The organism is Streptococcus cristatus, assembly GCF_003943465.1.
GTDB lineage: Bacteria > Bacillota > Bacilli > Lactobacillales > Streptococcaceae > Streptococcus > Streptococcus cristatus_C.
Genome location: NZ_RJPR01000010.1, coordinates 1 through 19,704 on the forward strand (window position 1 = coordinate 1; position 19,704 = coordinate 19,704).

The window sequence follows — 19,704 nt, forward strand, 5'->3', positions numbered from 1 at the left end:
TGCACATTGGTTCGTCTTGTTCAGTTTTCAAAGGTCTTTACCGCTCTCTCAAGCGACAACTATATCAGTATATCACCTATCCACTCCCTTGTCAACACCTTTTTGAAATTTTTTTATCTTTTTTTCATCTTTTCTTCCAACCCCCTCTAAAATCACCTATAAATCAATAACTAAAAGGGAAAGGTTAACTCTTCTTACCTCTCCCCTATCCACTATATCACCGTGCTGCTAAAGTCTATTAAATATTCCAAATACAATTAAATTCATTCAAACATACTCAAACTAATATAATACACAATCCAATTAATTACTTGAAGAAATTTACTACGGCTTGCTATTAGAGGTTAAAAAGAAATTACTTTATCCCTCATTCATGAGCGGAAACAAGTAGCACTCTTCCCCTTCTTTTCGTTTTTCCAAACCTTTAATTGCTAATTGAAGGAGATCAGCTGCAAATAATTGAATAGAGTCTTGATCCGCTTGTGTTAATTCGATTTGCGAATACTTTCTGCGTAGCCTTTTATAGTTACGCCCCTCTAATTTGAAGAAATCACAATCTTTAAGATAAGCGGTCACTTCCTCAAGATTAGCCAACAATCCCAAATGAAAAGCTGCTGGTGCAAAGGTCCTATCGAGAGGCTGAGCACAAGTGCTCCTAAATTCGATCGTTCCCCGTGTTGTCAAATCTTGGTACTGGTAGCTTCTGTGATTACAAAAATCATCTGCATGGGGGATTACTAGACTTTCCTTGCCACTTAAATTGTATCCCTTGATTTGCTCCTGCTTTAGATACTCTCCGGCTACGATAGGAGGAAAATAATAAGTGTCACCCTCTCGCTCAACATTGAAAATGGCTGTATGATTTAAATAATTGAAAAAATCTTCCTCATCTTTGAAATCATGGGGATTAACACCGACATTTTCTACTAACAGGCCATGCATCGATTCTTCCCAAAAACGATCTCTAGATATTTTAGTAAAGAAATCCTCTGTCATCAACTCTGAATTGGCAAAAAGATAAGCTTTGGCAGCCTCGATTTGATTAAAGGTGTTAATTACCTGTATGAAATTTGCCCGTGAAACATCTAACTGTACCTGGCTCCCACAAATATAGCTACCATAATCAGGATGGCGATGGAAGAAATCTCCTCCAATTTTCTCACTCAAAGCTAGATATTGCATTAACATTTGATAGCGGGGATATTTAACAGGACCATTATCATTCTCCTTCCAGAATGGATGTAAACCATGTCCCTGAAGCTCATGATGACTTTTGCGCAAAATCTTTTGAATGGTGTCTAGGTAATGATTAAAGCGTCTTTCGACTTCCTGAATCGTTTTCGCTTTTTCAAATGCAAATTCCAAAATATTATAAGACACTTCAAAAAGTATCCGATCTTCGCTATCTGAAGCTTTTAACTGGATAGGATTGCCCTCTGAATCCCTTCTTTCTACGATAAAGCCATAGTCTGAATTTAGCCTTACTAACAGCTCCCTTGTTACACGAGTATCTGTTGCTCCTCCCTGAAGATTCACAATTGGAAATTCTAACTCAATCCCAATATATAAGTCTGGATTTTCTTTTATATTTGCCAAATATCGTTCTTTCAAAATAGCAATCGAATCTTGCATTTCTTCTCCTTCCCTCAAGAAAGTTTTTCTTTTCCCATTCAAAAATCAAAAACGCCTGCTTACGAAATTGTTTTTCACTAAAAGCAATTTCGTAAACAAGCGTCTACCCTTTCATCATGATGATGAGTGTTCCCGCTAGGAAAATTCCTAGCGGTAGACCAGAGCTAGACTAAGAGTATAAGAACTCCATCATCATAACACTCAACAAAATTGATAAAAATTATACTAATTCAATAATTGCCATTGGCGCAGCATCCCCACGGCGTGGTTCAGTCTTAAGAATACGAGTGTATCCACCATTGCGCTCAGCATAGCGAGGTGCCAATTCAGAGAATAATTTTTGAAGAGCTGTAGTTGTAGTGTACTTGTTAGTCTCTTCATTGTAGTTTTCTGATGCAATTTCGTTACGTACAAAAGCTGCTGCTTGACGACGAGCATGCAAGTCACCACGTTTACCAAGAGTAATCATTTTTTCAACTGTTTTACGGATTTCTTTAGCACGAGCTTCAGTTGTTACGATTGATTCATTGATAATCAAGTCAGTAGTCAAATCGCGAAGCATTGCTTTACGTTGTGAGCTAGTGCGTCCTAGTTTACGGTAAGCCATGTATTCCTCCTTTATTTATCATTTCTTAACCCAAGACCAAGGTCAGCAAGTTTAACTTTAACTTCTTCAAGACTCTTGCGGCCCAAGTTACGAACTTTCATCATTTCAGGCTCAGATTTTTCTGTCAAATCAAAGACAGTATTAATTCCTGCACGTTTCAGACAGTTATATGAACGAACTGATAGATCCAATTCTTCAATAGTACGTTCCAAAATGCGATCATCTGAAGATTTCTCTGTTTCCTTCATCACATCAGTTGAAATAGCAACTTCTGTTAAATCTGTAAAGAGGTTCAGATGCTCTGTCAGGATACGAGCTGATAGTCCCAAAGCGTCTTCGGGAATAATTGTTCCATTCGTTAAAATTTCAAGGGTAAGTTTATCAAAACCATCGTTGCTACCAACACGAGCTGGTTCAACCTGGTAATTTACTTTTGTCACAGGCGTATAGATAGAATCTACCGCAAGTGTGCCCACTGGTGCATCATCTTTTTTATTTTCATCAGCTGGTACATATCCACGACCGCTATTCACAGCCATTTTCGCTTTGAAGCGAGCACCTTCACTGATTGTAAAGAGATAATGATCAGGGTTTACAATTTCGATATCACTGTCTGTCAAAATATCTCCAGCAGTTACTTCTGCAGGACCTTCAACATCCAGTTCAATCATCTTTTCGTCTTGGACGTAAGATTTTACAGCAATCCCCTTGATGTTCAGAATGATCTGCATAACATCTTCACGGACCCCAGAAATCGTATCAAATTCGTGCAATACTCCTTCAATGTTTATAGAAGTCACTGCTGCACCTGGAAGTGAGGCGAGAAGTACACGACGAAGCGAATTTCCAAGTGTTGTACCGTAACCGCGTTCTAGCGGCTCAACTACAAACTTGCCATAATTTTTATTTTCATCAATTTTTGTTATATTTGGTTTTTCAAACTCAATCATTTAGTTAACTCCCTCTTAAACGAAAAGCAGTGTAATTGTTTATGATTATACACGGCGACGTTTTGGAGGACGAGCACCATTGTGTGGCACAGGAGTCACATCACGAATAGCAGTTACTTCCAGACCAGCTGCAGCAAGTGCACGAATAGCTGACTCACGACCAGAACCTGGACCTTTAACTGTAACTTCAACTGATTTAAGACCGTGTTCTTGTGCAGACTTAGCAGCTGCTTCAGATGCCATTTGGGCAGCAAATGGTGTAGATTTACGAGAACCTTTGAAACCAAGAGCACCAGCAGATGACCAAGCAATCGCGTTACCATGCACATCAGTAATCATAACAATAGTGTTATTAAATGTAGCGTGAATATGTGCAATACCAGATTCGATATTTTTCTTCACACGACGTTTACGTGTTGGTTTAGCCAAGACTTTTACCTCCTATATTATTTTTTCTTACCTGCAATCGCAACGGCTTTACCTTTACGAGTACGAGCATTGTTCTTAGTGTTTTGTCCACGGACAGGAAGTCCACGACGGTGACGGATACCACGGTATGAACCGATTTCCATCAAACGTTTGATGTTAAGGTTTACTTCACGACGAAGGTCACCTTCAACCTTGATTGCATCTACTTCGCGACGGATTGCGTCTTCTTGATCTGATGTCAAATCTTTGACACGGATATCTTCTGAGATTCCAGCCGCAGCCAAAATTTTCTTAGAAGTTGGAAGTCCGATACCATACACGTAAGTAAGTGAAACGACTACACGTTTGTCATTTGGAATGTCAACTCCAGCAATACGAGCCATGTTTTCTCCTTTCTATCTTATCCTTGACGTTGTTTGTGTTTTGGATTTGCTGGGCAAATTACCATAACACGGCCATTACGACGAATAACTTTACAGTATTCGCAAATTGGTTTGACCGATGGTCTTACTTTCATTTCTTATCCCTCCAAGTTTTTCGATTATTTAAAGCGGTAAGTGATCCGTCCACGTGTCAAATCATAAGGACTCATCTCGACAGTAACACGATCTCCCGCTAAAATACGAATATAGTTTTTACGAATTTTACCAGAAACTGTTGCTAAAATCTGATGTCCATTTTCAAGTTCAACCGTAAACATTGCGTTCGGCATCGTATCAACTACTTTGCCTTCGACTTCAATCACATCGTCTTTTGCCACGCAAAAGCACCTCCCTAAATTTCGATAGATTCCTCTGAGCACAGAGGTAACAATTATAAGTCAGACTAACTCATTGTATCACTACTTGTCAAATATTGCAAGCGAGAAAAACGCTTTTATTTTAAATTTGACAAGACTTTTTCGATATCTGAGAAGACTGCCTCAATCTCTTGATTGCCCTGAATGTCGTGAACGAGTCCTTTAGCGCGGTAATGATCAATAATTGGTTGGCCTTGAGCGATATTAACATCCAAACGACGTTTTACTGTTTCAGGCTTGTCGTCTTCACGTTGATAGTAATCTTCTTCTTTGTAATCCACTGGTGGGTTGAAAACTTTGTGGAAGGTTTCCCCTGTTTCACGGTGGATAATCCGTCCACTCAAACGTTCTAACAAACTATCTGGATTTACTTCGATATTGATAACTGCGTCAAGTTGGATGCCTAGATCCGCAAGGATTTGATCCAAAGCATGGGCTTGATCAATTGTCCGTGGATAACCGTCCAACAAGAAACCAGTCTCTTTAATATCATCCTGTGCCAAGCGCTCTTTCACGATTCCGTTTGTCACTTCATCTGGCACCAACTCGCCTTTAGAAATGTAGGAGTTCGCTAAAATACCCATTTCTGTTTCATTGGCCATAGCAGCACGGAACATATCCCCAGTTGAAATATGTGCCACGTGGAATTGTTCCACAATTTTGGCTGCTTGTGTTCCCTTGCCTGCACCTGGCAAGCCCATAATCAAAAGATTCATGTTTTGTCTCCTTTTTTGTTTTTAAAGCAATCTATTAAAACACTTAATAAACTTTTTTAAAAACAAAATAGAAGGTTGACTAAGTCAACCTATTTCTATTCTGTTGTAGTATCCATAAATCCGACATACTTACGCTTCAGAAGATAACCTTCCAACTGTTTCATTCCTTCAATTCCTGTTGAAATGATGATAAGAAGACTAGTTCCTCCAAGAGCAACTGCATCGGTCAGACCGAAAAGATCTTTGGCTAGGATCGGAATGATTGTGATAATTCCTAGGAATAGTGAGCCAACTGTCGCCAAACGGCGAAGCAATTTAGACATATATTCTTCCGTTCCCTTACCTGGACGAACACCTGGGATATAGGCTCCACTCTTTTGTAAATTCTCTGCTGTCTTTTCAGGATTAATTTGTACAAATGTATAAAAGAAAGTAAAGAGAATAATCAAGAGAGCATAGGTAAACATACCACTGATGGTTGTAGTCGCCAGAAGCGCCTGCGCCGTCCGAACCCATGATGCGTTATAGCCCATAGCACTTACAAATTGGAAGATAGCTGCTGGAGCAGCTGTAATCGAACTTGCAAAGATAACTGGGATAACACCAGCAGGATTCACTTTTAACGGTAGGTAGGAACTTGAAGGGGCACCTTGAGCAATCTTCGTATATTGAATTGGAATTTTGTACTCAGCTTGTTGCACAAAGGTTGTGAAATAGATAATCACCAAAACCGCAACAATTAAAATTCCAACGAAAATCAAAGACGAATTGAGTCGATCGCTCGGGATATTAACAAAGTAATCTTCATAGATTCCTTTGATCATACCAGGAATACCAGATACAATCCCTGCAAAGATAATCATGGATACACCATTACCATAACCCTTATCTGTAATTTGCTCTCCTAACCAGGTCACAATAACTGAACCTGTCGTGAGGAGGGCACCAATCAAAAGATAGGTTTGCCAATTTGGATTCGCTACTAGTTTGGTTCTCGACAAAGTCGCAAACCCAGCTGTAATCCCGATGGATTGGACAAAGGCCAATACCAGAGAAATATAGCGAGTTGCCTGATTCAGCTTTCTCCGTCCGACTTCCCCTTGCTTGCCCCACTCTACAAATTTTGGAAGCAAATCCATTTGCAAGAGCTGAACCACGATCGAAGCCGTGATGTAAGGGCTAACTCCGAGAGCAAAAACAGAGAAGTTACGCATGGCATTCCCTGAAACCAAGCTAAGCATGTTTAAGAAAGGTAAATCGCTTAAACTATTCAATGCTTTCGCATTAATTCCTGGAACGGTTATAGTTGTACCAATACGGAAAACTAAGATGATGAATAGTGTGAACAAAATCTTAGACCGTACTTGTTTTATTTTAAGTGCGTCTTTTAATAGCTTGAAAAACATAGGTCACCTCTCTTAGATGACTTCGACTGAACCACCTTTAGCAGTGATAGCTTCTTCAGCTGATTTAGAGAATTTAGCTGCTTTAACAGTCAACTTCTTAGTCAATTCTCCGTTACCAAGAATCTTAACACCAGATTTTTCAGCTTTTACAATACCTGCTTCGATGAGAACCACTGGAGTTACTTCTGCACCATCTTCAAAGACATTTAATTGGTCAAGGTTAACAATCGCGTATTCTTTACGGTTTACATTCAAGAAACCACGTTTTGGTACACGACGGAACAATGGAGTTTGTCCACCTTCAAAACCAAGACGAACACCGCCACCGCTACGTGCTTTTTGACCTTTTTGACCGCGACCAGAAGTTTTACCGTTACCTGATGAAGTACCGCGACCAACACGGTTGCGAACTTTACGTGAACCTGCAGCAGGTTGTAATTCATGAAGTTTCATTATTTTTTCTCCTCTTTTGTAAAATGCTAGCGCTCGTACCAGAGAAAAGGTGTCTCTGATACAAACTCGCCTATACATATATTTAGTTTTAGGGGCTGAGAAAATTCTCAAATCCCCTAATGTATCTTAATAAAAGTCTTTCAGCTAAGGCTTACTTAACTTCTTCAACAGTTACCAAGTGAGATACAGCAGTGATCATACCGCGTACCGCTGGATTGTCTTCTTTGATAACTGAGCTGTTCAATTTGCCAAGTCCAAGTGCTACAACAGTTTTACGTTGTGACGGGATGCGTCCGATTGGAGACTTAGTCAAAGTAATTTTAATTTGAGCCATGAGTTCCCCTTTCTTAAGCCAAGTCAGAAACTGAAATACCACGAAGGGCAGCAACTTCTTCAGCGCGTTTCAATTGTTTCAAGCCTTCAACAGTTGCGCGAACGATGTTGATTGGAGTGTTTGAACCAAGTGATTTAGATGTAACATCTGCCACACCTGCCAATTCGATGACGGCACGGACAGCACCACCAGCAGCAACTCCAGAACCTTCAACAGCTGGCTTAAGCAATACTTTCGCTCCACCAAATTCTGAAAGAACTTCGTGAGGAATAGTTGTACCAACCATTGGAACTTCGATCAAGTTTTTCTTCGCATCTTCAACTGCTTTACGGATAGCTTCTGGTACTTCTTGAGCTTTACCAGTACCGAAACCAACACGACCGTTGCGGTCACCAACTACTACAAGAGCTGCAAAACGAAGACGACGTCCACCTTTAACAACTTTAGTAACACGGTTGACTGCAACTAAGCGTTCTTCAAGTTCAACTGCATTGTCTTTAAATGCCATTTTCTAGTGTCCTCCCTATTAGAATTTCAATCCGTTTTCACGAGCTGCATCAGCCAAAGCTTTTACACGTCCGTGATAGAGATATCCACCGCGGTCAAACACCACTTCAGAAATACCTTTAGCAACTGCACGTTCTGCAACGAGTTTACCTACAACAACGGCTTGTTCAGTTTTAGTTCCTTTTGAAACTTCTTTGTCAAGAGTTGAAGCGCTTGCGAGCGTTACACCCGCTACGTCATCAATCACTTGAGCGTAGATGCCTGTATTAGAACGGAATACGTTCAAACGTGGGCGATCAGCAGTTCCAGAGAGTTTTCCGCGAACGCGACGGTGGCGTTTTTGGCGGATTTTATTTTTATCTGGTTTCGTAATCACAATTTTCACCTCTTATTTTTATTGACGTGCCTTAGCACAAAATCGGAAAATAAATTGGCTGGCTGAAAAGATCAGCCAATCAATATTATTTACCAGTTTTACCTTCTTTGCGGCGAACGAATTCACCAACGTAACGGATACCTTTACCTTTATATGGTTCTGGTGCACGAAGGCTACGTACATAAGCAGCTGTTTGTCCAACTGCTTCTTTTGAAATTCCGCTAACAACGATTGTTGTTGGGTTTGGAAGTTCAAAAGTAATTCCTTCTGGAGCTTCAACTTCGTCTGGGTGAGATTTACCTACAGCCAAGACAAGTTTTGATCCTTGAAGTTGTGCACGGTAACCGACCCCACGCATTTCAAGTTCTTTCTTGAATCCTTCTGATACTCCAACAACCATGTTGTTCAAAAGGGCACGAGTAGTTCCGTGGATTGTTTTCATTTCTTTTGAATCGTTTGGACGGTGAAGAGTTACTTCAGTTCCTTCCACACGGATTTCAATATCTTTTGAGAACTCACGAGTCAGTTCTCCTTTAGGTCCTTTTACAGTTACAACGTTGTCATTGTTAGTGATTTCAACACCAGCAGGCAACACGATAACCTTATTACCAATACGTGACATGTTTATTTTCTCCTGTTAAATTGTCAGGCCGCAAGCGACCAGTTTTCACGGGGCTTAAATCGATTTCTCGATTTAAAGGAACATTTAGGTTTCAATTTCAAAGTGAATCTATGCTTCGTCTCGCAAGCATAACTTTTGAGTTAGGCAAGAGACGATAACGAAGAGTCACAAAGAAATTGGGAGCTAAATATTACCAAACGTAAGCGATAACTTCCCCACCAACGTTCTTTTGGCGTGCTTCTTTATCAGTCAGCAAACCTTCAGATGTTGAAAGGATAGCAATTCCAAGTCCGTTCAAGACTTTTGGAAGGTCTTCGCGTTTCTTGTAAACACGTAGACCTGGTTTTGAAACACGTTTCAAACCAGTGATAACTTTTTCACCATTTTGTCCGTACTTAAGGAATACACGGATGATGCCTTGTTTGTCATCTTCGATGATTTCAACGTTTTTTACAAAACCTTCACGCTTCAGGATTTCAGCAATCCCTTTTTTGATGTTTGATGCAGGTACTTCAAGTACTTCGTGGTTCGCTTGATTAGCGTTACGGATACGAGTCAAAAAGTCTGCAATTGGGTCAGTCATAACCATTTTATATTTCTCCTCTTACTAGTAGTTTGCAAGCTGCACTTGCTAGTTAATGATTGAGCTAGGCTCAGAATATGTTCCTAGGTTTCAATTCCTAAGTGAGTCTAGGCATCGGCTTGTAGGCATAGTAGGCATAACTAAAGTTAGGAAAAAGCCGATAACGAAGAATCATGACGGAATTGGAAGCTGGAATTACCAAGATGCTTTGGTAACGCCTGGGATTTGTCCTTTGTATGCTAATTCACGGAAGCAAACACGGCAAAGTTTAAACTTGCGGTAAACTGAATGTGGACGGCCACATTTTTCACAACGAGTATAAGCTTGCGTAGAGAACTTCGCTGGGCGTTTGTTCTTAGCAATCATTGATTTTTTAGCCATTTGTTTTACCTCCTATATTATTTTGCAAAAGGCATTCCAAGGCCTGTAAGCAATGCACGTGACTCTTCGTCAGTGTTAGCAGTTGTTACGATAACGATATCAAGACCGCGAGTCTTATCAACGTCATCAAAGTTGATTTCTGGGAAGATCAGTTGTTCTTTCACACCAAGTGTGTAGTTTCCGCGTCCATCAAATGATTTTGTTGGAACACCATGGAAGTCACGCACACGTGGAAGTGATACAGTAACCAATTTATCCAAGAACTCATACATACGTTCGCCACGAAGGGTTACTTTAGCACCGATCGCTACACCTTCACGAAGACGGAAGCCGGCGATTGATTTTTTAGCTTTAGTGATAAGTGGTTTTTGACCTGAGATAAGAGCCAATTCTTCAGCAGCTTTTTCAAGGTTTTTAGCGTTTGATACAGCATCACCGACACCCATGTTCAAAACGATTTTATCCACTTTTGGCACAGCCATAACAGATGAGTAGTTGAACTTTTCAGTCAAAGCAGGTACTACTTCATTAAGATATTTTTCTTTTAAACGATTTGCCATTATACTTCTCCTTTCCTTCGTGATTAGTCAAGCACTTCGCCTGATTTTTTGTTGTAACGAACTTTTTTGCCGTCTACAAACTTGTAACCAACGCGTCCTGCAACACCATTCTTGTCAAGAACTTGAACGTTTGACGCATGGATTGGTGCTTCTTTTTCTACGATAGCACCTTGAGGGTTTTCGCTATTTGGTTTTTGGTGCTTCTTAACAAGGTTAACACCTTCAACAACAACTTTGTTTACTTTTGGAAGAGCTGCAACAACAAGTGCTTCAACACCCTTGTCCTTACCAGCAATTACGCGAACTTTGTCGCCTTTTTTTACAAACATTATTAGGTTTCTCCTTTAATTTCTTACGCCCATGAGGGCACCCTGGAAAACTTCCAGGGGACTTGTTTGATTTTAGATTAAAGTACTTCTGGAGCCAATGATACGATCTTCATGAAGCCGCCGTCACGCAATTCGCGAGCAACTGGGCCGAAGATACGAGTTCCGCGAGGAGTTTTGTCTTCACGGATGATGACTGCAGCGTTTTCGTCGAATTTGATGTATGAACCATCTTTACGACGAGCACCTGATTTAGTACGAACGATAACCGCTTTTACAACGTCACCTTTTTTAACCGCACCACCAGGAGTAGCTTGTTTTACAGATGCAACGATGACATCACCGATGTTGGCGAACTTACGTCCTGAACCACCAAGAACTTTGATTGTCAGGATTTCGCGAGCACCGCTGTTGTCAGCAACTTTCAAACGAGTTTCTGTTTGAATCATTTAAGTTTTCTCCTTTCTGGTTTGATTAGATGATAACCGCTTCTTCAACAACTTCTACAAGACGGAAGCGTTTTGTAGCTGAAAGCGGACGAGTTTCCATGATACGAACGATATCGCCTTCTTTGGCAACATTGTTTTCATCATGTGCTTTGTACTTCTTAGAGTAGTTAATACGCTTACCATAGACTGGGTGGTTACGTTTTGTTTCAACTACAACTGTGATTGTCTTATCCATCTTGTCAGAAACGACGCGTCCGACGAGGGTTTTACGTTGATTACGTTCCATTTTAGAATTTCTCCTTTCCCAAGTCTATTATTTAACTTCTGATTGAACAGTTTTGATACGTGCGATTTGTTTTTTCACTTCTTTCAAACGCGCTGTCTGCTCCAATTGACCAGTAGCGGCTTGGAAACGAAGGTCAAACAATTCTTTCTTCAATTCATTTTCACGCTTCGCGAGTTCTTCTTGAGAAAGACCACGAAGTTCTTTAACAAAATCTTGAATTTCTTTAAGTTTCATGCTTTCTCCTTATTCTGCTTCACGCTTTACGAATTTACATTTAACTGGCAATTTGTGGCTTGCAAGACGAAGAGCTTCACGAGCGATTTCTTCTGATACGCCAGCGATTTCAAACATCACTTTACCACGTTTAACTGGTGCTACCCAACCTTCTGGAGCCCCTTTACCAGATCCCATCCGTACACCGATTGCTTTTGCAGTGTATGATTTGTGTGGGAAGATTTTGATCCAAACTTTACCACCACGTTTCATGTAACGAGTCATAGCGATACGGGCAGCTTCGATTTGACGGTTAGTGATCCAGTGGCTAGTAGTTGCTTGAAGACCATATTCTCCAAAAGTTACTTCTTTACCACCTTTAGCTTCACCACGCATTTTTCCGCGGAATTCGCGACGGTGTTTAACACGTTTAGGTACTAACATTGGTTATTTACCTCCTTTAGTGTTTTTACGAGCTGGAAGAACTTCACCACGGTAGATCCATACTTTAACACCAAGTTTACCGTAAGTAGTATCAGCTTCTTCCCAAGCGTAATCGATATCCGCACGAAGGGTGTGAAGTGGAACAGTTCCTTCAGAGTATCCTTCGCTACGAGCGATATCTGCACCGTTCAAACGACCTGATACTTGAGTTTTGATTCCTTTAGCTCCTGCACGCATTGCACGTTGGATTGCTTGTTTTTGAGCACGACGGAAAGCAACACGTTGCTCCAATTGACGAGCAATTCCTTCACCAACAAGGTGAGCATCCAAATCTGGAGATTTGATCTCGATGATGTTGATGTGTACTTGTTTTCCAGTTAATTTGTTGAGTTTTGCACGAAGTGCATCAACGTTTGCTCCACCTTTACCGATAACCATACCTGGTTTAGCAGTGTGAAGTGAAACGTTAACTTTGTTTACTGCGCGTTCGATTTCAATAGTTGAAACAGCTGCGTCAGCCAATTCTTTTTGAACGAATTTACGGATTGCAAGATCTTCATGAAGGTAATCCGCGTATTCTTTTTCAGCATACCATTTGGCATCCCAATCACGGATGATGCCGACACGCATACCAATTGGATGTACTTTTTGACCCACGATGTTACCTCCTTATTTTTCTGCAACAACCACAGTGATGTGGCTTGTGCGTTTGTTGATTGGTGAAGCTGAACCTTTAGCGCGTGGACGGAAACGTTTCATAGTTGGTCCTTCGTTTGCGAAAGCTTCAGATACTACCAAGTTAGCTTTTTCCAAACCAAAGTTGTTTTCAGCATTAGCGATTGCAGAGATCAATACTTTTTCGATAATGCCAGCAGCTTTGTTTGGAGTGAATTTCAAGATTGCGATTGCGTCAGCGACGTTTTTACCACGGATATTGTCAAGAACTAGACGAGTTTTACGAGGTGAAACACGCACTGTACGAGCCATTGCTTTAGCTGAAGTAATTTCTGCCATTTATGTTCTCCTTATTTTCTACGTGTTTTCTTGTCGTCTGCAGCGTGACCTTTGTAAGTACGAGTTGGTGCAAATTCACCAAGTTTGTGACCTACCATGTCTTCTTGGATGTAAACAGGCACGTGTTTACGTCCGTCATAGACTGCGATTGTGTAACCGATGAAACTTGGGAAAATCGTTGAACGACGTGACCAAGTTTTGATAACTTTTTTCTTTTCGTCGTTAGCTTGAGCTTCAACTTTTTTCATCAAATGCTCATCGACGAAAGGTCCTTTTTTAAGACTGCGTCCCATTTTTATGTTTTCTCCTTTAAAATAAGTACCACAGCGGCCTGCGCTGCTAGGCAGCGCTACCGAGCTGGCGGATAGATTGTTTTAGATTATTTCTCGTTGCGACGACGAACGATAAGTTTGTCAGATTTCGCTTTCTTGTTACGAGTTTTAAGACCAAGAGCAGGTTTGCCCCATGGAGTAGATGGCGCTTTACGACCAACTGGTGCTTTACCTTCACCACCACCGTGTGGGTGATCGTTAGGGTTCATTACAGAACCGCGAACTGTTGGACGGATACCTTTCCAACGGCTACGACCTGCTTTACCAAGGTTAACCAAGCCATGTTGTTCATTTCCGACAACACCAACTGTAGCACGGCAAGTGCCAAGGATCATACGAACTTCGCCTGATTGAAGGCGAACAAGAGTGTATTTACCTTCTTGACCCAATACTTGAGCAGAAGCTCCAGCGGCACGAACCAATTCACCACCACGACCTGGTTTCAACTCAATGTTGTGAACCAAAGTACCAACTGGGATGTTAGCAAGTGGAAGTGCGTTACCGACTTTGATATCTGCTTCAGGACCTGAAACAATACGTTGACCTACTTCAAGACCTTTAGGAGCGATGATGTATGCCTTCACACCGTCAGTATAGTGAACCAAAGCGATGTTTGCTGAACGGTTTGGATCGTACTCGATAGTTTTAACTACTGCTTCAACAGCATCTTTGTTACGTTTGAAGTCAATCAAACGGTAGTGACGTTTGTGACCGCCACCTTGGTGACGAACAGTGATGCGTCCGTTGTTGTTACGACCAGCTTTGCTCTTAAGAGAAACGAGCAAAGATTTTTCTGGAGTGCTAGTAGTGATTTCAGCGAAATCCAAAGAAGTCATATTACGGCGACCGTTTGTTGTTGGTTTATAAACACGAATTCCCACGATATTTCCTCCTTAGATTATTCTGCTTCAGCAGCTCCGAACAACTCGATTGCTTTTGAATCTGCTGTCAGAGTGATGATAGCTTTTTTAGTTTTGTTAGTAAAACCAGTGTAACGTCCAACGCGTTTTGCTTTAGGTTTTACGTTGATAGTGTTGACATTAGCAACTTTAACTCCTTCAAAAGCAGCTTCAACAGCTTGCTTGATCAAAAGTTTGTGAGCGCGAGTGTCTACTTCAAATACGTATTTGCCTGCTTCAAGCTGAGCCATTGAGCTTTCAGTGATGACAGGCTTTTTGATAACGTCATACAAATTCATTATGCAAGAACCTCCTCAATTTTAGAGATAGCTGCTTGAGTAACAAGAAGTTTGTCGCTGTTTGCGATGTCAAGAACACTTGCTGTTGTTGCTGTTGCAACTTTAACATTTGGAAGGTTACGTGCTGAAAGTGCAGCAAATTCATTTCCTTCTTCAAGAATAACAAGTACTTTTGTGTCAATGCTTAATGCTGCAAGCACTTTTGCAAACTCAGCAGTTTTTGGAGCTGTAAATGAAAGGCTGTCTACAGCTACGAATTTGTTTTCAGCAACTTTTTCAGAGTAAACTGATTTCAATGCTAATCTGCGAACTTTTTGTGGAAGTTTGTAGGCATATGAACGAGGAGTTGGACCGAAGACGATACCACCACCACGCCATTGTGGAGAGCGGATAGAACCTTGACGAGCACGTCCAGTTCCTTTTTGACGCCATGGTTTGCGTCCGCCGCCTGATACTGCAGAACGGTTTTTAACAGCGTGAGTTCCTTGACGGAGGCTAGCGCGTTGGCTGATGATCACGTCGAAGACAACTGATTCGTTTGGTTCAATACCAAAGATTGCGTCGTTAAGAACTACTTCACCAGCTTCTTTACCAGTTTGGTCAAATAATTTTACGTTTGCCATTGTGACTGATTTCCCCTTTCTTTATTATTTACCAGCTTTAACTGCTGATTTGATAGTGATAAGAGATTTCTTAGCACCAGGTACGTTTCCTTTGATCAAGATAACGTTTTTCTCTGGAACAACTTGTACGATTTCAAGGTTTTGAATCGTTACACGGTTGCCACCCATACGTCCAGCCAAGTGTTTGTTTTTGAAAACACGGTTTGGCGCAACTGGTCCCATTGAACCAGGACGACGGTGGTAACGTGAACCGTGAGCCATTGGACCACGAGATTGGCCGTGGCGTTTGATTACACCTTGGAAACCTTTACCTTTTGAAGTTCCTGTTACATCAACAACATCACCAGCTTCGAATGTATCAACTGTGATTTCCGCACCAACTTCCAAGCCTTCAATGTTTTTGAATTCACGAATGAAGCGCTTAGGAGCCGTGTTAGCTTTCGCTACATGTCCTTTAGCAGGTTTGTTGCTCAATACATCACGAAGGTCATCAAAACCAACTTGAACTGCGTTGTAACCGTCTGTTTCAACTGTTTTCACTTGAAGAACAACGTTTGGAGTTGCTTCAACAACAGTTACAGGGATTAATTCGCCAGCTTCAGTGAAGATTTGAGTCATTCCCACTTTTTTCCCTAAGATTCCTTTTGTCATGAGAAAATGTTTCCTTTTCTATAATTTTTTTCAAAAAGTTTTTAACGAGCGTTTTTCATGCTCAAGATACCAAGCTTTAGATTAAAGTTTGATTTCTACGTTCACACCACTTGGAAGGTCCAACTTCATCAAAGCGTCAACTGTTTTTTGAGTTGGGTTGATGATGTCGATCAAGCGTTTGTGAGTACGCATTTCAAATTGTTCGCGAGAATCTTTGTATTTGTGAGTCGCACGAATGATTGTGTAGAGGCTACGTTCAGTTGGAAGTGGGATTGGTCCCGCAACTTCAGCACCTGTACGTGCAGCAGTTTCTACGATTTTTGCAGCCGCTGTGTCAAGTGTACGATGTTCGTAAGCTTTCAAACGGATGCGGATTTTTTTGTTTGCCATCTTTTTCTCCTTTTTTCGTCTATTTAAGATAATAGGCTAGCTCCACAAGAAAACCGACAGGCGATTGCGTGGCAATGCAACCGAGCGTGTCGCAACCTCTTGCATCAAAGCTACACGCTGTTTTTTACAGCACCATAGTATCTTAACACAAAGAACCAAGCATTGCAAGGGATTTGAGTAATTTTTTTAATCTTTTTTACTAGCCTAAGTTCTTGGAGTAAGTTCTGATCCTCTTATGTAACTAGAACTCAGTTTGACAACTTACCCATTGTTGGGGGTAGCGATAAAGATAGATACTGTCTGATCTGGATCATATTTTTCAAAATCAATACTATACTGACGTTGCAGTTCTCTTGCTTCTTCTGCCCGCCAAATTTGCTGCCAGGTATGAAGGCAACCTTTTGAATCACTTGTATCCACCTCAAATACTTGGTAAGTTTGCTCTGAAGTGTCAAAGTCCCAGTCTTCTTTATCAGACAGACTACAGAGCGACAAGCTGTAATCACCCTTGTAGTCGCTGGCATAATCATGATAAACTGCATAAATCGGAAGCCCTTGGGCAAATGCCTCCTCTACTTCTTTCTGGTGTTCCTGCCATAGATGGTTAATTTTTTCCATCATGTTTGGATCTTGAAAATTATTGGTAGAGATACTACTGATTATTTTTAAAAACATATTTTGCTCCTTTTACTTTCACTTCTAAGGTGACTGACTAACAATCGACCTCAGCTCTAAACCTTCTAACTACCAAGCTACTACTTCACTCAACAAAATGAATTAGCGCTCTTTGCGTATAGGATATATCACGCCGTTCACTATCAACTCCTCTTTCCTAGAGAGAATGGCACCCATAGTAAACAAAACGTTAAATTTACCAGTCTCAACCAGAGACGAAAAACATGTAGGCTTCGACCAAGACCAGCCTTCCAATTCTTATTGATATAGTTTGGAAAGTTTTTAACGAGCGTTTTTTATGCTCAAGTCTAAGATACAAAGGGATTCAAACTCAAAGCAAAAATAGGAAACCGACGCGCGTTTCGTGGCAATGTAATCGATTATGTCGCAACCTCTTGCATCACAGCTAACGCTGTGATTTACAGCACCACGGTAGAATAGCACAAAGCCCCTGCGATTTCAAATGAGGACTCTTAGAAATTTCTCTTGGAGCGGTTGTAGCCGTAGCGTTCCATAAAATCTTCACGGAATTCTAACAAGTTATCATCCATAATAGCTTGGCGAACTTTCTTCATAAGGTTTACCAAGAAGTAAAGATTGTGGTAACTTGTCAAGCGGAGGCCAAAGGTTTCATCAGCCTTGAGCAGGTGGCGGATATAGGCCCGCGTGTAGTTTGTACAAGTGTAGCAATCACAGTCGTGATCCAGTGGCGTGAAATCTTCCTCAAACTGGGCATTTTTGACAACCAGACGTCCCTCGCTGGTCATGCAGGTGCCGTTTCGGGCAATCCGAGTCGGCAGGACGCAGTCAAACATATCGACCCCACGGATAACACCGTCAATCAAGCTATCTGGCGCCCCAACTCCCATAAGATAGCGGGGCTTATTTTCAGGCAGTAGAGGCGTTGTGAAGTCCAGCACCGCATTCATCTCCTCATGAGACTCACCAACAGCCAGTCCTCCGATAGAGTAGCCTGGGAAATCCATGCTGACCAAATCTTGAGCAGACTGGCGGCGCAAATCTTCAAAGCCAGCTCCCTGAACAATCCCAAAGAGACCTTGATCGTGTGGACGAGTGTGGGCCTTGAGTCCGCGCTCTGCCCAACGGCTAGTCCGCTCGATAGACTTCTTGACATAGTCATAAGGCTGGTAGAACTGCGGGCATTCATCAAAGGACATCATGATGTCGCTACCTAGGTTGTTCTGGATGGAGATAGCCTTTTCTGGCGAAAGGAACATCTTAGAACCATTGAGGTGGTTCTTGAAAGTTACTCCTTCTTCTGTAATATTGCGGCTATCAGCTAGAGAATAGACCTGAAAACCACCACTATCGGTCAGAATAGGTTGGTCCCAGTTCATGAACTTGTGCAGGCCACCTGCACGGGCAATCAGCTCATCTCCCGGCCGCAACCAGAGGTGGTAGGTATTGGCCAAGATGATACCCGAACCCATTTGCTTGAGCTCTTCTGGTGACTGGGTCTTGACCGTAGCCTGAGTGCCGACCGGCATAAACATAGGCGTTGGAAAGGTGCCATGCGGGGTGATGATTTCTCCTAGACGAGCACCTGTGTGCTTTTCTTTTTTGATCAAACGATACTGAATCGGTGAATCTGACATGTTTCCTCCTGCTGGGAAAGACAGTCCCAGCTATTTTCTTCTATAAAACAAGCGCCAAGCGCTCATAAGATACCGTATGATTTTACCAAAAAAAGTCTTGTCTGTCACGATATGTGGTATAATAAAAATCATGAAATGGAGGTCTGTATGAATTTAAGCGAAATCCGTGCACAAGCACGAACCATTCGAAATCAAACCAACGGCATTTTCTCGCTCTTTGCCATTCCAACTCTAGTAACTATCTTATCTACCTATCTGTCACCTAACCGTCATCTGGAGGAGATTGTTCCCCAGTTGGAGATCAATCAGGCCTTTGTTTTGATTTTTGGCCGTCAAATTTTTCCACAAATCGTAGAATTTATCATCGCCCTGCTCTTTTTATCTGCTAGCTTCAGCATGATAGAAGTCGTTCGGAAAAAACGCGATACGGTTGGCTTTGCAGATATTGGCCGAATCTTTTCTGCCGAGCTTTTCTCACCGATTTTTATCACACAACTGACTAAAAGTATTCTCCTCTTGTTGTGGAATTCTATCAGCCTTGTCGGTTCATTTTTCCTTATTTTCAGCAGTTACAAGGTGCTAGCTATTTATAGGAAAATATCCGATGTGTCCCAATTGACAGCTGCTAGTCCTGAGGTGGAGCAAATCGTCAGCTATGCGCCCATGATGTTTCTCGGCACTCTCATTGTCTTGGCTGGTACGGCAGTCTTCCTGATGGCCAACTATGCTTACTCTCAGACCGACTTCATCCTTTATGATCAGCTGAGTACAGGCACCTACCAAGGTCCTTGGCAAGTTCTTGTGCAAAGTAGACGCATGATGAAAGGCTATAAATGGAAACGTTTCTTGCTGGATCTGAGCTTTATTGGCTGGTATATCCTGATTGGTATCACACTGGGAATCGCTGGAGTTGTGGCCTATCCTTACATCACAACAGCTCGGGTGCTCTTTTATGAAAATTTAAAATCACTAGGTAAGTAAAATGAGGGTGGGACAGAAATCGGTAATTCGTTAGAATTCGATTTCGTCGTCCCACCTCCGCACAGTTGAGTAGGGCTGTAAAAGCTGATGAAATCAGCGTAGTAGAGCCCACTCAACCACTGCGTCTTGCTCGACAATCTAAAGACAATTG

33 protein-coding genes are annotated in these 19,704 nt (G+C 41.6%); 1 reads left to right on the plus strand and 32 read right to left on the minus strand.

Features of this window, described 5'->3' with window-relative positions; translation table 11 throughout:
• Positions 1 to 360: 360 nt before the first annotated feature.
• The 32 genes from D8793_RS09105 to tgt all read right to left on the minus strand — a co-directional run bounded on the left by D8793_RS09105 (position 361) and on the right by tgt (position 18,572).
• Positions 361 to 1,632 carry a glutamate-cysteine ligase family protein gene (locus tag D8793_RS09105; protein ID WP_125371631.1) on the minus strand — a complete coding sequence of 424 codons (1,272 nt, stop codon included), beginning with the start codon at positions 1,630 to 1,632 and terminating at the stop codon, positions 361 to 363.
• Positions 1,633 to 1,852: 220 nt separating this feature from the next.
• On the minus strand, positions 1,853 to 2,239 hold the full coding sequence (gene rplQ / locus D8793_RS09110; protein WP_005591286.1) for a 50S ribosomal protein L17: 387 nt from the start codon (positions 2,237 to 2,239) through the stop codon (positions 1,853 to 1,855).
• Between the two features lie 11 nt (positions 2,240 to 2,250).
• On the minus strand, positions 2,251 to 3,189 hold the full coding sequence (locus D8793_RS09115; RefSeq protein WP_125371632.1) for a DNA-directed RNA polymerase subunit alpha: 939 nt from the start codon (positions 3,187 to 3,189) through the stop codon (positions 2,251 to 2,253).
• Positions 3,190 to 3,234: 45 nt separating this feature from the next.
• Complete coding sequence (rpsK, locus tag D8793_RS09120) at positions 3,235 to 3,618, minus strand: 30S ribosomal protein S11 (RefSeq protein ID WP_001118385.1); 384 nt, start codon at positions 3,616 to 3,618, stop codon at positions 3,235 to 3,237.
• A gap of 17 nt (positions 3,619 to 3,635) precedes the next feature.
• A complete protein-coding gene (gene rpsM / locus D8793_RS09125) occupies positions 3,636 to 4,001 on the minus strand; it encodes a 30S ribosomal protein S13 (protein WP_005591288.1) in 366 nt (121 codons plus the stop codon).
• Between the two features lie 17 nt (positions 4,002 to 4,018).
• A complete protein-coding gene (rpmJ, locus tag D8793_RS09130) occupies positions 4,019 to 4,135 on the minus strand; it encodes a 50S ribosomal protein L36 (protein ID WP_001808836.1) in 117 nt (38 codons plus the stop codon).
• Positions 4,136 to 4,159: 24 nt separating this feature from the next.
• Positions 4,160 to 4,378, minus strand: a complete 219-nt coding sequence (gene infA / locus D8793_RS09135; protein ID WP_001029883.1) for a translation initiation factor IF-1 — start codon at positions 4,376 to 4,378, stop codon at positions 4,160 to 4,162.
• Between the two features lie 116 nt (positions 4,379 to 4,494).
• Positions 4,495 to 5,133: an adenylate kinase gene (locus D8793_RS09140; RefSeq protein ID WP_125371633.1), complete on the minus strand. Its 639-nt coding sequence runs from the start codon at positions 5,131 to 5,133 to the stop codon at positions 4,495 to 4,497.
• Between the two features lie 95 nt (positions 5,134 to 5,228).
• A complete protein-coding gene (gene secY / locus D8793_RS09145; protein ID WP_005591290.1) occupies positions 5,229 to 6,539 on the minus strand; it encodes a preprotein translocase subunit SecY in 1,311 nt (436 codons plus the stop codon).
• Between the two features lie 12 nt (positions 6,540 to 6,551).
• The gene (gene rplO / locus D8793_RS09150) at positions 6,552 to 6,992 is read right to left on the minus strand and encodes a 50S ribosomal protein L15 (RefSeq protein ID WP_045498220.1); all 441 of its coding nucleotides are present in this window, start codon (positions 6,990 to 6,992) and stop codon (positions 6,552 to 6,554) included.
• A gap of 151 nt (positions 6,993 to 7,143) precedes the next feature.
• A complete protein-coding gene (gene rpmD, locus D8793_RS09155) occupies positions 7,144 to 7,326 on the minus strand; it encodes a 50S ribosomal protein L30 (RefSeq protein ID WP_002894509.1) in 183 nt (60 codons plus the stop codon).
• A gap of 13 nt (positions 7,327 to 7,339) precedes the next feature.
• Positions 7,340 to 7,834 (minus strand): 30S ribosomal protein S5, encoded by a 495-nt coding sequence (gene rpsE, locus D8793_RS09160; protein WP_005591292.1) that lies wholly within the window; start codon positions 7,832 to 7,834, stop codon positions 7,340 to 7,342.
• 18 nt (positions 7,835 to 7,852) lie between these two features.
• Positions 7,853 to 8,209 (minus strand): 50S ribosomal protein L18, encoded by a 357-nt coding sequence (gene rplR, locus D8793_RS09165; protein ID WP_009659213.1) that lies wholly within the window; start codon positions 8,207 to 8,209, stop codon positions 7,853 to 7,855.
• Between the two features lie 85 nt (positions 8,210 to 8,294).
• Entirely contained in the window at positions 8,295 to 8,831 is a 537-nt protein-coding gene (rplF, locus tag D8793_RS09170; protein WP_005591293.1) for a 50S ribosomal protein L6, read from the minus strand.
• Between the two features lie 190 nt (positions 8,832 to 9,021).
• The gene (gene rpsH / locus D8793_RS09175) at positions 9,022 to 9,420 is read right to left on the minus strand and encodes a 30S ribosomal protein S8 (RefSeq protein WP_002899666.1); all 399 of its coding nucleotides are present in this window, start codon (positions 9,418 to 9,420) and stop codon (positions 9,022 to 9,024) included.
• A gap of 189 nt (positions 9,421 to 9,609) precedes the next feature.
• The gene (locus tag D8793_RS09180) at positions 9,610 to 9,795 is read right to left on the minus strand and encodes a type Z 30S ribosomal protein S14 (protein WP_001085697.1); all 186 of its coding nucleotides are present in this window, start codon (positions 9,793 to 9,795) and stop codon (positions 9,610 to 9,612) included.
• A gap of 17 nt (positions 9,796 to 9,812) precedes the next feature.
• Complete coding sequence (gene rplE, locus D8793_RS09185; protein WP_005591294.1) at positions 9,813 to 10,355, minus strand: 50S ribosomal protein L5; 543 nt, start codon at positions 10,353 to 10,355, stop codon at positions 9,813 to 9,815.
• A 23-nt stretch (positions 10,356 to 10,378) separates the two neighbouring features.
• Positions 10,379 to 10,684 (minus strand): 50S ribosomal protein L24, encoded by a 306-nt coding sequence (gene rplX / locus D8793_RS09190; RefSeq protein WP_005591295.1) that lies wholly within the window; start codon positions 10,682 to 10,684, stop codon positions 10,379 to 10,381.
• A gap of 77 nt (positions 10,685 to 10,761) precedes the next feature.
• Positions 10,762 to 11,130 (minus strand): 50S ribosomal protein L14, encoded by a 369-nt coding sequence (rplN, locus tag D8793_RS09195; protein ID WP_002894494.1) that lies wholly within the window; start codon positions 11,128 to 11,130, stop codon positions 10,762 to 10,764.
• 25 nt (positions 11,131 to 11,155) lie between these two features.
• A complete protein-coding gene (rpsQ, locus tag D8793_RS09200; protein WP_002885836.1) occupies positions 11,156 to 11,416 on the minus strand; it encodes a 30S ribosomal protein S17 in 261 nt (86 codons plus the stop codon).
• A gap of 27 nt (positions 11,417 to 11,443) precedes the next feature.
• The gene (gene rpmC / locus D8793_RS09205) at positions 11,444 to 11,650 is read right to left on the minus strand and encodes a 50S ribosomal protein L29 (RefSeq protein ID WP_005591297.1); all 207 of its coding nucleotides are present in this window, start codon (positions 11,648 to 11,650) and stop codon (positions 11,444 to 11,446) included.
• Positions 11,651 to 11,659: 9 nt separating this feature from the next.
• Positions 11,660 to 12,073, minus strand: a complete 414-nt coding sequence (gene rplP / locus D8793_RS09210) for a 50S ribosomal protein L16 (protein WP_005591298.1) — start codon at positions 12,071 to 12,073, stop codon at positions 11,660 to 11,662.
• A gap of 3 nt (positions 12,074 to 12,076) precedes the next feature.
• Complete coding sequence (gene rpsC / locus D8793_RS09215; protein ID WP_005591299.1) at positions 12,077 to 12,730, minus strand: 30S ribosomal protein S3; 654 nt, start codon at positions 12,728 to 12,730, stop codon at positions 12,077 to 12,079.
• A 12-nt stretch (positions 12,731 to 12,742) separates the two neighbouring features.
• The gene (rplV, locus tag D8793_RS09220; protein ID WP_005591300.1) at positions 12,743 to 13,087 is read right to left on the minus strand and encodes a 50S ribosomal protein L22; all 345 of its coding nucleotides are present in this window, start codon (positions 13,085 to 13,087) and stop codon (positions 12,743 to 12,745) included.
• 11 nt (positions 13,088 to 13,098) lie between these two features.
• The gene (gene rpsS / locus D8793_RS09225) at positions 13,099 to 13,380 is read right to left on the minus strand and encodes a 30S ribosomal protein S19 (RefSeq protein ID WP_000533766.1); all 282 of its coding nucleotides are present in this window, start codon (positions 13,378 to 13,380) and stop codon (positions 13,099 to 13,101) included.
• Positions 13,381 to 13,466: 86 nt separating this feature from the next.
• Positions 13,467 to 14,300 (minus strand): 50S ribosomal protein L2, encoded by an 834-nt coding sequence (gene rplB / locus D8793_RS09230; RefSeq protein ID WP_002894482.1) that lies wholly within the window; start codon positions 14,298 to 14,300, stop codon positions 13,467 to 13,469.
• 17 nt (positions 14,301 to 14,317) lie between these two features.
• Positions 14,318 to 14,617: a 50S ribosomal protein L23 gene (locus D8793_RS09235; protein ID WP_005591301.1), complete on the minus strand. Its 300-nt coding sequence runs from the start codon at positions 14,615 to 14,617 to the stop codon at positions 14,318 to 14,320.
• Positions 14,617 to 15,240 carry a 50S ribosomal protein L4 gene (rplD, locus tag D8793_RS09240; RefSeq protein WP_005591302.1) on the minus strand — a complete coding sequence of 208 codons (624 nt, stop codon included), beginning with the start codon at positions 15,238 to 15,240 and terminating at the stop codon, positions 14,617 to 14,619. The genes D8793_RS09235 and rplD overlap by 1 nt, the downstream gene beginning before the upstream one ends.
• Positions 15,241 to 15,264: 24 nt before the next feature.
• On the minus strand, positions 15,265 to 15,891 hold the full coding sequence (gene rplC / locus D8793_RS09245; RefSeq protein WP_045498245.1) for a 50S ribosomal protein L3: 627 nt from the start codon (positions 15,889 to 15,891) through the stop codon (positions 15,265 to 15,267).
• Positions 15,892 to 15,972: 81 nt separating this feature from the next.
• The gene (rpsJ, locus tag D8793_RS09250) at positions 15,973 to 16,281 is read right to left on the minus strand and encodes a 30S ribosomal protein S10 (RefSeq protein WP_005591304.1); all 309 of its coding nucleotides are present in this window, start codon (positions 16,279 to 16,281) and stop codon (positions 15,973 to 15,975) included.
• Positions 16,282 to 16,542: 261 nt separating this feature from the next.
• A complete protein-coding gene (locus tag D8793_RS09255; protein ID WP_005591305.1) occupies positions 16,543 to 16,956 on the minus strand; it encodes a GyrI-like domain-containing protein in 414 nt (137 codons plus the stop codon).
• 473 nt (positions 16,957 to 17,429) lie between these two features.
• Complete coding sequence (tgt, locus tag D8793_RS09260) at positions 17,430 to 18,572, minus strand: tRNA guanosine(34) transglycosylase Tgt (RefSeq protein ID WP_125371634.1); 1,143 nt, start codon at positions 18,570 to 18,572, stop codon at positions 17,430 to 17,432.
• A 147-nt stretch (positions 18,573 to 18,719) separates the two neighbouring features.
• Between tgt and D8793_RS09265 the strand changes: the two genes are divergently transcribed.
• On the plus strand, positions 18,720 to 19,553 hold the full coding sequence (locus tag D8793_RS09265; protein ID WP_125371635.1) for a DUF975 family protein: 834 nt from the start codon (positions 18,720 to 18,722) through the stop codon (positions 19,551 to 19,553).
• Positions 19,554 to 19,704 lie beyond the last annotated feature (151 nt).